This is a genomic window from Thermanaerovibrio acidaminovorans DSM 6589 (assembly GCF_000024905.1).
Classification (GTDB): Bacteria; Synergistota; Synergistia; order Synergistales; family Synergistaceae; genus Thermanaerovibrio; species Thermanaerovibrio acidaminovorans.
On sequence record NC_013522.1, the window covers coordinates 1,269,042 to 1,281,701 of the forward strand.

The 12,660-nt window shown below is 65.7% G+C and carries 10 protein-coding genes; 1 reads left to right on the forward strand and 9 read right to left on the reverse strand.

All coding sequences use genetic code 11. The annotated features are described in order from the left end of the window. Positions 1 to 3 precede the first annotated feature (3 nt). The 6 genes from TACI_RS06295 to TACI_RS06320 form a co-directional block, all read right to left on the reverse strand. Positions 4 to 273 carry a S4 domain-containing protein gene (locus TACI_RS06295; protein WP_012869965.1) on the reverse strand — a complete coding sequence of 90 codons (270 nt, stop codon included), beginning with the start codon at positions 271 to 273 and terminating at the stop codon, positions 4 to 6. Between the two features lie 67 nt (positions 274 to 340). Beyond that, the gene (locus TACI_RS06300) at positions 341 to 1,405 is read right to left on the reverse strand and encodes a hypothetical protein (protein ID WP_012869966.1); all 1,065 of its coding nucleotides are present in this window, start codon (positions 1,403 to 1,405) and stop codon (positions 341 to 343) included. Between the two features lie 55 nt (positions 1,406 to 1,460). Continuing rightward, the gene (gene rpoD / locus TACI_RS06305; RefSeq protein WP_012869967.1) at positions 1,461 to 2,624 is read right to left on the reverse strand and encodes an RNA polymerase sigma factor RpoD; all 1,164 of its coding nucleotides are present in this window, start codon (positions 2,622 to 2,624) and stop codon (positions 1,461 to 1,463) included. A 10-nt stretch (positions 2,625 to 2,634) separates the two neighbouring features. Then, a complete protein-coding gene (gene dnaG, locus TACI_RS06310; RefSeq protein ID WP_012869968.1) occupies positions 2,635 to 4,329 on the reverse strand; it encodes a DNA primase in 1,695 nt (564 codons plus the stop codon). Between the two features lie 98 nt (positions 4,330 to 4,427). Beyond that, on the reverse strand, positions 4,428 to 6,392 hold the full coding sequence (locus TACI_RS06315) for a sodium-translocating pyrophosphatase (protein ID WP_012869969.1): 1,965 nt from the start codon (positions 6,390 to 6,392) through the stop codon (positions 4,428 to 4,430). A 135-nt stretch (positions 6,393 to 6,527) separates the two neighbouring features. Then, positions 6,528 to 7,130, reverse strand: coding sequence for a molybdopterin-guanine dinucleotide biosynthesis protein MobB (locus tag TACI_RS06320; protein WP_164925183.1), 603 nt, complete (start codon positions 7,128 to 7,130; stop codon positions 6,528 to 6,530). Positions 7,131 to 7,249: 119 nt separating this feature from the next. Between TACI_RS06320 and TACI_RS06325 the strand changes: the two genes are divergently transcribed. Next, the gene (locus TACI_RS06325; protein ID WP_164925184.1) at positions 7,250 to 8,404 is read left to right on the forward strand and encodes an HD-GYP domain-containing protein; all 1,155 of its coding nucleotides are present in this window, start codon (positions 7,250 to 7,252) and stop codon (positions 8,402 to 8,404) included. A gap of 8 nt (positions 8,405 to 8,412) precedes the next feature. Here the strand turns inward: TACI_RS06325 and TACI_RS09435 are convergent, their stop codons facing one another. From TACI_RS09435 to groL, 3 genes are all read right to left on the reverse strand, one after another. Beyond that, the gene (locus tag TACI_RS09435) at positions 8,413 to 8,547 is read right to left on the reverse strand and encodes a hypothetical protein (protein WP_278007106.1); all 135 of its coding nucleotides are present in this window, start codon (positions 8,545 to 8,547) and stop codon (positions 8,413 to 8,415) included. Positions 8,548 to 8,616: 69 nt separating this feature from the next. Then, the gene (guaA, locus tag TACI_RS06330) at positions 8,617 to 10,158 is read right to left on the reverse strand and encodes a glutamine-hydrolyzing GMP synthase (RefSeq protein ID WP_012869972.1); all 1,542 of its coding nucleotides are present in this window, start codon (positions 10,156 to 10,158) and stop codon (positions 8,617 to 8,619) included. 830 nt (positions 10,159 to 10,988) lie between these two features. Next, the gene (groL, locus tag TACI_RS06335) at positions 10,989 to 12,614 is read right to left on the reverse strand and encodes a chaperonin GroEL (RefSeq protein WP_012869974.1); all 1,626 of its coding nucleotides are present in this window, start codon (positions 12,612 to 12,614) and stop codon (positions 10,989 to 10,991) included. Positions 12,615 to 12,660 lie beyond the last annotated feature (46 nt).

The following is a 12,660-nucleotide window of genomic DNA, read 5'->3' on the forward strand; positions in this document are numbered from 1 at the left end:
AGGTCACCAGGGCTCCTCCCTGGAGACCTTCCTGTCCTCCAGAACCTCGAACGCGGCGGCCTTGCGCTTGATCTCCCCCTCGTCGGCGGTGAGGACCTTCACCCGCAGGAACCGGGACGGGAAGTCCACCTCCAGCTGGTCCCCCGCCCTCACCTCCGTTGAGGGCTTCGCCACCCGGCCCGATACCCGGACCGCACCCGCCTCCGCCATCTCCTGGGCCACCGTGCGCCGCTTCACTATCCTGGCAAGCTTAAGAAACTTGTCCACCCTCAAGGCTTGTACCTCCACTAACAATCTGCGTGGAAGTATACCAAAAGGGTGGACCCTTTACAAACCCCGCTCACCGGGAGAGCCTAGTCAGCCCCCCAACCCCCTCATGCTCCCTGAGCGATGACGGGCGTCCCAGCACCAGGACCTCCGCCCCGCTGAGCAGGGCCCTATGGGCCATGGCATCCAGCAGGTCCGTCTCCTCCTCCATCCCGGAGCCGCAAAGGGGGCACTGGTCCTCGTCCAGCCCCAGGGCCCCGCAGGAGGTGCACCGGACCCCCCTTACGGTCCGCCGCTCCTCCACCACCAGGCTCATCAGGGCCCTACGGTTCACCTGATCGATGGCCTGCCGGAGCCCCAGGACGGACCGGCCCGGGCTCTCCAGGATCCTCTCCACCAGGTCCTCCGCCTCCTGAAAGAACCGGGCCCCCATGGCCTCCCTCACGGACCTCTCCAGGTCCTCCTGGGACTTGGGGGCCTTAAGGGAGCGGACCGGGAGGCTGAACCGCCCCAGGGCCTCCAGGGCCTCGGGCATTACCTCCTCGGAGCCGGTGACCCACACCTCCCCGGCGGGGCGCTCGGCGTTCAGCTCCCGGAGGCGCCAGGCCAGGTCCTTCAGGAATTTGGACAGGGACGTCTCCGCCCGCCTCTCCAGCCGGCGCTCCTCGCCCCCCCGAAATCCCGCGTCCCTCACCTTGCGGGGGATCTCCTCCGACAGCTCCTCCACCCGCTCCAGCACCGCATGGTGACGGAAGATCTCCCCCCTGCCCCGGTGGATCCACACCACCCAGGCCTCCAGGAGGGGGCATAGGGCCTCCAGGGCCGGCAGGATCCAGGGCCTCTTGGAGATCACCTGCCCATCCACCGGGGACGGGAGGGGGAGCGCCAGGGACCTTCCGGAGGGGGAGGCGAAGAGCCCCACCCCCAGGGGGGACCTCCCCTCGCCGAGGTGCAGGTCCTCCAGGAGCCCCTCCAGGGGACGGGAGGCCCAATCCCCCACCTCCTCCGCCAGCTTCTTGGACCGGGTCTTCAGGTGGGCTATCCGCTGCTTCACGTCCCCACCGAGCGGGAGGTACAAGGTGAGCACCCGATCCTCACCGCCGAAGGCCTCCAACACCTTCATCGCCCTTCCAGCCATGGTAACCCCTCCTCTCTTGGGTTCGAGGAGAGCCCGAGACCCCCGGATCCAGCGGCTAGTCCAGGAAGTCCCGGAGCCGCTTGCTCCTGCTGGGGTGTCTCAGCTTCCTCAGGGCCTTGGCCTCTATCTGTCTTATCCTCTCCCGGGTCACGCCGAACCTGCGCCCCACCTCCTCCAGCGTGTGGGAGTGGCCGTCCTCAAGACCGAACCTGAGGCGCAACACCTCCTTCTCCCGGTCGGTCAGGTCCTCCAGCATCTCCTCCAGCTGTTCCCGGAGGATCTGGTTGGCCGCCGCCTCGTCGGGACTGGGGAGGTCCTTGTCCTCCAGGAAGTCCCCCAGCTGACTGTCCTCCTCCTCCCCTATGGGGGTCTCCAGGGAGACCGGCTCCTGGGCTATCTTCTGGATCTCCTCCACCCGGTCCACCGTGACCCCCATCTCCTGGGCTATCTCCTCCGCCGATGGCTCCCTCCCCAGCCGCTGGACCAGCACCCGGGAGATCCGGATAAGCTTGTTTATGGTCTCCACCATGTGGACCGGGATCCTTATGGTCCTGGCCTGGTCGGCTATGGCCCTGGTTATGGCCTGCCTTATCCACCAGGTGGCGTAGGTGCTGAACTTGTAGCCCTTGCGGTAGTCGAACTTCTCCACCGCCCGGATGAGCCCCAGGTTACCCTCCTGGATCAGGTCCAGGAAGAGCATGCCCCGGCCTATGTACTTCTTGGCTATGCTGACCACCAGCCGCAGGTTGGCCTCCACCAGCTTCTCCTTGGCCCTCTTGTCCCCCGCCTCGACCCCCTTGGCCAGCTCCACCTCCTCCTCGGGGGACAGGAGGGGTATCCGGCCTATCTCCCGGAGGTACATCCTGACCGGGTCCGACAGGGGCAGGTCCTCAAGGTCCCCCAGGTCGTCCGCTGGGGATATCTGGGGGAGTACCTCCTCCCCTATGCTATCCCCCCGCTGGGCCTTCGTCTCGTCCACCACGTCTATGCCCAGCTCCATAAGGTTGTAGTAGAGGTTGTCCAGCACGTCGGCGGACAGGAGCTCCTTGGGGAGGTGCTTCTCTATGTCATCGTAGGTGACGAACCCCTTCTCCCGGGCGTCGTGGAGCAGGTCCCTCACGTTCTCGATGTAGTCCATCATGTTGTCCGCTGAGGCCTCCGGGGCTGCCACCTCCCCTTCCACCCTGACGTCCTCTTCCTTCCTGTTGATGTCGTCCATATGGGACGCCCTACCCCCTTCCCTTCATCTTGGCGGCCAGAGCGAAGAACTCCCTAAGGTCCTCCTGGGTGACCTGGTCCCCCCGGGCTATCTTGACCTTCAAGGCCTCGTAACGTCTCAGGTCACGGTTCCGCTCCAGGTTCAATAATACCGCACCCAACGGATCATCCAAACCCAGCCCATCTATGAAAGCCCCCCCCTTGGCCAGGACGGAGAGGAAGACCGTCTCCCCGGTCCTGTGCCATCGGGACTCCAGCTCCTCGGGCCTCTCGCCGCAGAGCAGGGCCAGCACCAAGACCCGGGCCTCCTCCCGCATCAGAAGGGGGAGGAGCGCCTCAGGAGACTGCCTGGACCTAAGGTCAGGGTTGGTCCATAGCAAGCTACACAGCCCCCACTCCCAGAGGTCCTCCCGGCTGTCCCCCCGGGAGGGGGGCACGCTGGCCTCCCGCCTGGCGGGCTCCGCCACCCGGGGCTTACTGCTGCGCCTTCCGGCCACCTCCCGCTCCACCTCGTGGGGCAGCAGGGAGAGGGCCTCCGCCACCCGGGGCATGTGCCGCTTAAGGTACGCGGGGGAGAGGGTGGCCAACTGGTCAAGCAGGTCCCCAGTCTCCTTCAGGGACCCTCCCCCCCCCTTAACCTCCGCGTGGAACACCGGCAGCGGCAGGGTGGATTCCAGGGCCCGCCGGAAGTCCGATGCCCCATCGGGCTGGGAGAGCAACTCGTCCGGGTCCTTCCCCCGGGGGAGGCGGACCACCTCCACGTCAACCCCCAGGCGGTTCAGCATGTACATGCCCCTTATGGTGGCCTCCTGTCCTGCCAGGTCCGAGTCGAAGCAGATCAGGCACCGATCCGCGTGCCGGGCTATGACCCCGCACTGCTCCTCCGTAAGGGATGTCCCGAGGCAGGCCACCGCCTCGCTGAAGCCCGTAAGGTGACACCTTATGGCGTCCATGTAGCCCTCCACCAGGATCACCCGGCCCCTCTCCCTTATGGCGTGCTTCGCCATGTTAAGAAGATATAGGAACTTGCGCTTCTCGAAAAGGGGTCCCTCGGGGCTGTTGACGTACTTGGCCCCCTCCCCGTCCACCAGCCGGCCCCCGAAACCCACCAGCCGGCCGGTCTCGTTCCTCAGGGGGAAGATGACCCTACCCCGGAACCGGTCGTAGGGCCCCTTGGAGCCCTCCACCAGAAGCCCCACCTCCAGCATCTCCTCCCTGGAGAACCCAAGGGAGGACAAGTGATCCCGAAGGGCCCCCCAGGAGGCGGGGGCCCAGCCTATCTCGAAGAGCTCCAGGGCCCGTCGGTCCAGGCGCCGGCGCTCCAGGTAGGCCGCCGCGTAGGCCCCCTCCCGGGAGGCAAGGGCGTCCCGGAAGAACCGTAGTGCCTCCTCCAGCACGTCCCGGGACCTGCGCCTCCCGGGACCGGAGTCCAGCTGGACCCCCGCCATGGGGGCCAGCTTCTCCAGCGCCTCCCGGAAGGGCAGGTTCTCCATCTCCATGACGAAGGAGAAAATGTCCCCCCCCTTGCCGCAGCCAAAGCAATGGTAGGTCTGCCTCTCCCGGGAGACGGTGAACGACGGGGTGCGCTCCGAGTGGAAGGGGCACAGGGCCACGTAGCTCCTGCCCCTCTTCCTCAAGGGGATGTAAGAGGACACCAGGTCCACTATATCTATCCGCTCCTTTATGGCGCGAACTGGATCGTCCAGGGTTCACACCTCCCCAGTGCGGGGCCCCCGGGGCCCAAAAGCCTCAAAGGCCCCCCGGCGGCTGCGCCGGGGGGCCGAAGGGACCCGATTCGGATCGTTTAGATGAAGAGAGGAGCCAGAACCAGGGCCACCACGGACATGAGCTTTATGAGGATGTTGAGGCTGGGGCCAGCGGTGTCCTTGAAGGGATCGCCCACCGTGTCGCCCACCACCGCCGCCGCGTGGGCCGGGGTGCCCTTGCCGCCGTGATGCCCCTCCTCAATGTACTTTTTGGCGTTGTCCCAGGCGCCGCCCGCGTTGGACATGAAGATGGCCAGCATGACGCCGGTCACTATGGAGCCGCCGAGAAGCCCGCCCAGGGCGTGGACCCCAAGGAAGTAGCCCACCAGCACGGGGACTATGACCGCCATGAGGCCCGGTACCACCATCTCCCGGAGGGCCGCGGCGGTGGAGATATCCACACAACTCTCATAGTGGGGCTCCGCAGTGCCCTCCATGATGCCCGGGATCTCCCGGAACTGGCGGCGCACCTCATCGATCATCTTCTGGGCCGCCCGGCCCACCGCCTGGATGGAGAGGGCGCTGAAGATGAAGGGGAGCAGGCCGCCGATGAAGAGGCCCACCATCACGTGGGGGTCCTTTAGGTCTATGGCGGAGAGCTTGACCGCCTGGCCGTAGGCCACGAAGAGGGCCAGGGCGGTGAGGGCCGCGGAGCCGATGGCCAACCCCTTGCCTATGGCGGCGGTGGTGTTCCCCACCGCGTCCAGCTTGTCGGTGATGCTACGGACCGTCTTGGGCAGGCCGCTCATCTCCGCGATGCCCCCCGCGTTGTCCGCTATGGGGCCGTAGGCGTCCACCGACAGGGCCATGCCGGTTATGGCCAGCATGCCCACCGCGGAGCAGGCGATGCCGTAGAGGCCCCCGAACTTGACCCCCACCAGGGTGGCGGCGCAGATGAGCACCACCGGCCAGCCGGCGGACTTCATCCCCACCCCGATGCCGGAGAGGATGTTGGTGGCGTAGCCCGTGTTGGACGCCTCGGCGATCTCCTTCACGGGCCTGTAGCTGGCGGAGGTGTAGATCTCGGTCACGTAGCCGATGGCCACCCCGGAGGCCACGCCGCCCAGCACCGCCCAGAAGAGGCTAAGGTCCCCCTGGAACATCCAGCGGGTGACGAAGAAGGTTCCCAGGATCATGAGGGCCCCGGTGGAGATGAGCCCCATCCGGAGGGCCAGCTGGGGATCGCCCCCCTCCTTGACCCGGACGAAGAAGGTGCCCAGGATGGAGGCCACTATGCCCACCGCCGCCAGGAAGAGCGGGTAGGCCACCCCGGCGGTGCCGTAGATCATGGCCCCCACGGACATGGCGGCTATGATGGAGTTCACGTAGGACTCGAACAGATCGGCCCCCATGCCAGCGATGTCCCCCACGTTGTCCCCCACGTTGTCCGCTATGACCGCCGGGTTCCTGGGGTCATCCTCCGGGATCCCCGCCTCCACCTTGCCCACCAGGTCGGCCCCCACGTCCGCCGCCTTGGTGTAGATGCCGCCCCCCACCCTGGCGAAGAGGGCGATGGAGCTGGCGCCGAAACCGAAGCTGGCTATCACGTTGGGATCCCCGTAGAGGACGTACATGGCCACGATGCCGATCACGCCAACCCCCACCACGGTCATCCCCATGACGCTGCCCCCCTGGAAGGCCACCCGGAGGGCGGCGTTCATCCCCGAGGTGGCGGCGAAGGCGGTTTTGCCGTTGGACTTGGTGGCCACCCTCATGCCCGCGTAGCCGGTGGAGGCGCTACACACCGCCCCCACCAGGAAACACACCGCGCTGGGCAACCCCAGCTTGTAGCCCAGTAGCACCGCCACGATGGCCACGAAGGGGATCAGGGCCTTGTACTCCCGATAGAGGAACGCCATGGCCCCCCGCTGGATGATGCTGGAGAGGCGCACCACGTTCTCGTTGTCCACCTTGAAGGCGTTTATACGCCCGGTGACAACCATCGCAAACAGGATGGCCAGGACTCCGGTCCCGGCCACCAACCCTAACCACGTGTAATCCATAACCCAGACCTCCTCAGCGCGATTTGAAATAGCAGACCTGGCCCCCATCAGGGGACCCAAAAGCCGACGTTGATTATAGCCATCTCCCGTGAGGCGTACAAGGGAAGAGGCGGTATCGCAAATTCAGAAAACGCCCTACTCCTCCTCCCCGTCGTACCAAACGTAGGCCCCTATCCAGCCCCGCTTGAACCGGACCCCCTTCAGCTCCCGTAGCATCCCCAGCAGGCTCCCCCGGAGGAAGTCCGCCACGAACCCCTTCATGGGCACCTCGCCGCCGGGGGTCATCACCTTGGCGTGCCGGTGGTTGGATCGGGCCAGCTCCAGGAGGCGCTCGCACAGCTCATCCAGCTGGGCCTGGTCCCCCGGGTCGTACCGGAAGAATACCCCCTGGACCCCCTGGGGGACCTCCTTTCCCACCCATACCTTGGGGAAAGGGAGGGACTTGCCCCCCTCCACGATCACCAGGTCCTTGGTGGGGAAGAGGCGCCTAGCCACCTGGTCCACCTCCCACTCCCCCGCCATCTCGAACCGGACCCCATCGGGGCCCAACAGGGCTGCGGAGCCGCTTATGGGGAGCGCCTTGCCAGTGTCGGTGGAAACGGGGGATAGCACCTCCTCGTGGGTTCGCTTTATGAACCCCACGTGGCACCCCCTCTGGGAGAGGCGCACGAGGAGCTCCGAGCACAGGGTGGTCTTGCCGCTGTCCTTGAGGCCGCAAACGCACACTATGGGCAACACGGTAACACCTCCATCGGTTGGGGTTGAAAGATGATACACCCAACCGGCCCGGGGGCCAAATTTACGGAAAAGTCAGCCCCAGTGCTATAATGGTCAACAACGGTTTTCAAGGAAGGGGGGTGACCCGTCTGACACCGGACATCTACCGGGTTCCGATAGAGGAGCTGACCACCTTCGGCGGCACCGTGGCGGATGACGTGATCTCCCGGGACGGGGCAGTGATCCTGCCCAAGGGGACCAAGATCGTCCTGCTGGGCGATAGCCTCCTCCAGGTGTTGAAGCGCCTGGAGGACGAGGGGATCGACCATCTGCACGTGATGCGCTCCGACGAGGTCACCTCCGACGCGTTGGACTCCTTTGTGGAGAGCGTGGTCTCCTCCAACATGATCATCGACTCCCAGATAGCCAGGACGTCCATCCGGGAGGTGAAGCGGCTCTTCGAGTCCTTGAGGCACAACAAGCTCACCCCCGAGCTGGTGGGGCCGGTGATGGAGATGGCCCGGGAGCTGGTGGAGCAGATCCTCCGGAGGCCCAAGGTGCTCTTCTCGGTGGCCCGGGTGAGGCAGTGGGACGAGTACACCTTCATCCACTCCTTCAACACCGCCGCCATAGCGGGGTTCCTGGTCAACCGGATGGACCCCCGGCTGGTGGAGAAGGCGGTGCTGGGGGGGCTGTTGCACGACCTAGGCAAGGCCAAGATCCCCTTGGAGATACTGAACAAGCCAGGTCCCCTCACCGACTCGGAGTTCCAGGTGATCAAGACCCACCCGGTGGTGGGGGAGGAGCTGGCGGTGAAGGTGGGCATAGACGACCCGGACATCCTGTCCATCATAAGGGAGCACCACGAGCGCTGGTCCGGCATAGGCTACCCGGACGGCAAGTCCGGGGAGAGCATCGGCTTCCTCGCCCGGGTGGTGGCGGTGGCGGACTCCTTCGACGCCATGACCGCCGAGCGGTCTTACAAGGCCCCCATCCACTACCGGTCGGCGGTGAAAAACATCCTGACGGACTCGGGGACCCACTTCGACCCGAAAGTGAGCCGGGTTTTGCTTCTTGCCTTCGGCCTATACCCCCCGGGCTCGGTGGTGGAGCTGTCCGACGGGTCGGTGGGGGTTGTGGTCTCCTCCGGCGGGGAGGACCTGATGAGGCCCGTGGTTCTGGTGAAGGTGGCCCCCGACGGGTCCATAGTGAGGGAGCCCAAGCTGCTGGACCTGAAGCGCTCCCGGGAGGGGATATGCAAGTACCTGGGCTGGGAGGGGAAGAGGGCCCTCTGAGGCTCCCTCTAGGATGAGAGCCCGTGGGCGATGAAGAAGCCCCAGATGGCCCCCACCGCGGCGGCGACAAGCCGGCCCATCATGGACCTGAGGGGGCTCACGTTGAGCCGCTGGACCAGGCCAAGCCGGATGGGAGGGCCCACCCGAGCGCCATGCCCAGGAGGGCCCCCAGGGCCCCGGCTATGACCGGGAGGCTCACGGGACCCCTCTCATCACTCCCACTCTATGGTGGCCGGCGGCTTGCCGGTCACGTCCATCACAACCCGGTTTACCCCCCGGACCTCATTGCATATCCGGCGGCTCACCCGGTCCAGCAGGTCGTAGGGGAGCCTTGCCCAGTCGGCGGTCATGCCGTCCTGGGACTCCACCGCCCGGATCACCGCGGTCTCCGCGTAGGTCCTCACGTCCCCCATGACCCCCACGGACCTCACCGGGAGCAGGACGCAGAAGCACTGCCAGAGGGAGTCGTACAGGCCGGAGGCCAGCAACTCCTCCTGGAGGATGTGATCCGCCTCCCTAAGGACCTGGAGCCTCTCCCGGTTCACCTCCCCCAGGCAACGCACCGCCAGCCCGGGACCCGGGAAGGGGTGCCTGCGGATGAACCCCTGGGGTACCCCCAGCAGGGAGCCTATCCGCCGCACCTCGTCCTTGAAGAGGTCCCGCAGTGGCTCCAACACCTTCAGCCTCATGAAGTCGGGAAGGCCCCCCACGTTGTGGTGGGACTTGATCACCGAGGCCCCCTTGCCCTGGTGGCCGCTCTCTATCACGTCCGGGTAGAGGGTGCCCTGGAGGAGCCACTGGGCCCCCGGTATGGAGGACGCCTCCTCCTCGAAGACCCGGACGAAGACCTCACCGATCACCTTCCTCTTCCTCTCCGGCTCCTCCACCCCCTCCAGGGCGGAGAGGAACCTGTGGGAGGCGTCCACCATCTTCACGTCCAGGTTGAGGGACGAGTAGGTCTCCATCACCGACCGGGCCTCGTCCTTCCGGAGGAGTCCGTTGTCCACAAAGATGCACTTGAGCCTGTCACCTATGGCCCTGGAGGTGAGGACCGCCGCAACGGTGGAGTCCACCCCGCCGGAGAGGCCGCATATGACCGTGTCATCCCCCACCCTTCGACGGATCTCCTCCACCGCCCCATCGATCCAGTCGCTGAGTATCCAGCTCCGGCGGCAGCCGCAGACCTTGAAGAGGAAGTTGGAGATGATGTCCATCCCCCCCTGGGTGTGGGCCACCTCCGGGTGGAACTGGAGGGCGGATATGCGCCCCGAGGCCCCCTCGAAGGCGGCCACCGCCCCGGACTCGCTCCTGGCGGTGACCCGGGTTCCGGGGGGCACCTGCTCCACCTGGTCCCAGTGGCTCATCCAGGCGGTGAAGGATCCGGGTAGGCCGGACAGGAGGGTGGAATCCTGACCCTCCAGGTCCACCCGGGACCTGCCGTACTCGGCGCTGGGGGCCTTGACCACCTGGCCCCCCAGCTGGTGGGCCAGGAGCTGCATCCCGTAGCATATGCCAAGAAGGGGTATACCGGACTTCAGGATCCGCTCGTCCAGCTTGGGGGATCCCTCCTCCACGCAGCTCATTGGCCCCCCGGAGATCACTATCCCCTTGGGGGATAGGGAGAGGACCTCCTCCGCTGACGCGTCCCAGGGGAGGATCTGGCTGTAGACCTCCAGCTCCCTTATCCTGCGGGCGATCAGCTGGGTGTACTGGGACCCACAGTCCAGCACCACCACCGTGTCCCTGTCGATCATCCAAACACTTCCTTCCCGATGGGCCTTTACTATTACCAGGCCCTTGATGTCAAAGTAAGCGCATAAGAGTATGCCACAGGAGCCCCCTTAGGCCAAGGGCTAGTGGATCGGAGCACGGGGGCCATCACCGGCATCCTCCCAGCACCGCTTCCACTTAGGTCCCCGGATCCAGGGCGGCCTCTTCGAGAAGTGGCCCCACAGGTTCGCCAGGAAGCCTCCCCCCATATCAGGCCCCCAAGGCCCAGGGCCACGACCCCCACAAGGCCCCCATGACCGCCAACGCCTCCTTGCGAGCCTTGAATATGCTGACCCCCTTGAAGCCCGAGCCGTAGACCACCCAGAGGAGGATGAAGGCGGTGGCTAAGGAGGGCGGCTATGAGCCCCCCAGGACCGACAGGGACACCAGGGAGCCCAGGAGGTCATCGGTGAGGGCGGTCAGGACCACCAGGGCGCAGAGGATAAGCATCACCGGATAGGTCATGGGATCGCACCCGCCCGGGTCCTCCTCCCAAACGCCCTGCGATGGCGTGGAAGGCCATGGGGTTAGAAACCAGGAGGAAGGCACCGATTGGGATCACTTTAGGCGCCACATTCGGCAGGCGGATCAGCGGTGGAGCAGGTCACCAGCAGGGCCATCAGGGCAACCGGGAGGGAGGGCACTGGATGGGATGGTTCACGGGCTTCACCCATTACCTCGTAATTTGGCAGATCCCGGTTCAAGCATCGGGTCTTGGGTGGAATGATAGTCCAGGACAGGTGCTATGGTAAACGAAACCGGGGCGGGGGAGATTCCCCCGCCCCGGTGATGGATCGGTTCGATCCGGTCAGGATTAGTCGTAGTCGTCCATGCCGCCGGGCATCTTGGGCATGTCGGACTTCTTCTCCGGCTTGTCCGCCACCAGCACCTCGGTGGTGAGGATCATGGCGGCGATGGAGCCCGCGTTCTGGACCGCGCTCCGGGTGACCTTCACGGGGTCGATGATCCCGGACTCGATCATGTCCACGTACTCGCCGGTGGAGGCGTCGAGCCCCTGGCCCTTCTTGAGGTCCCGGACCCGCTCCACCACCACGTCGCCCTGCAGGCCCGCATTGGTGGCTATCAGGTGGAGGGGCTCGGTGAGGGCCTTCCGCACGATGGAGGCGCCGGTCTTCTCGTCCCCCTCCAGCTTGGAGATGAACTCGTCCAGCACGTTGGCGCAGGAGACCAGGGCCACGCCACCGCCGGGGACGATGCCCTCCTCCACCGCCGCCCTGGTGGCGTTGAGGGCGTCCTCGATGCGGTGCTTGAGCTCCTTCTGCTCCGTCTCAGTGGCGGCGCCAACCTGGATGACCGCCACGCCGCCCACCAGCTTGGCGAGCCGCTCCTGGAGCTTCTCCTTGTCGTACTCGGAGGTGGAGTCCTCCAGCTCCTTGCGGATCTGGGCGGCCCGGTCCTTTATGGCCTGGGGATCCCCGGCGCCCTCCACGATGGTGGTCTCCTCCTTGGCCACCCGGACCTTCTTGGCCCGGCCCAGCATGGAGATGTCCGCGTTCTCCAGCTTTATGCCGATCTCCTCACTGATCACCTTGGCGCCGGTGACGATGGCTATGTCCTGGAGCATGGCCTTCCGCCTCTCGCCGAAGCCGGGGGCCTTGACGGCCACAACCTGCAAGATGCCCCGGAGCTTGTTGACCACCAGGGTGGCCAGGGCCTCGCCCTCCACGTCCTCAGCGATGATCAGCAGAGGCTTGCCGGTCTGGACCACCTTCTCCAGGATGGGGAGCAGGTCTTTGACGTTGCTGATCTTGCCGTCGTGGACCAGGATGTAGGCGTCCTCCAGGACCGCCTCCATCCTCTCCGGGTTGGTGATCATGTAGGGGCTCACGTAGCCCTTGTCGAACTGGAGGCCCTCCACCATCTCAAGGGTGGTACCCACCGTCTGGCTGTCCTCCACGGTGATGACCCCGTCCTCGGTGACCTTGTCCATGGCCTCGGCGATGAGCTCACCGATCCTCTTGTCGTTGGCGGAGATGGAGGCCACCTGGGCGATCTTGGAGTGCTCCTTAACGGGGATGGCCTGCTTCTTGAGCTCCTCCACCACCACGTCAACCGCCTTCTCGATGCCCCGGCGGAGCAGCATGCCGTTGGCGCCGGCGGCCACGTTCTTGAGGCCCTCCCGGATCATGGCCCGGGCAAGCACGGTGGCGGTGGTGGTACCGTCACCAGCCACGTCGTTGGTCTTGGAGGCCACCTCCTTGAGGAGCTGGGCCCCCATATTCTCAAACGGATCCTCCAGCTCTATCTCCTTGGCTATGGTGACCCCGTCGTTGGTTATGGTGGGGGAGCCGAACTTCTTCTCCAGAACCACGTTGCGGCCCTTGGGACCAAGGGTCACGCCCACCGTGTCCGCCACCTTGTTGACGCCCCGCTCAAGGGCCCTGCGGGCCTCCTCCCTGAAAAGCAGAACCTTCGGCATTCTAGACTCGCCCTCCTTCTATCCTGAAACCTGGTTTGGGATTCGC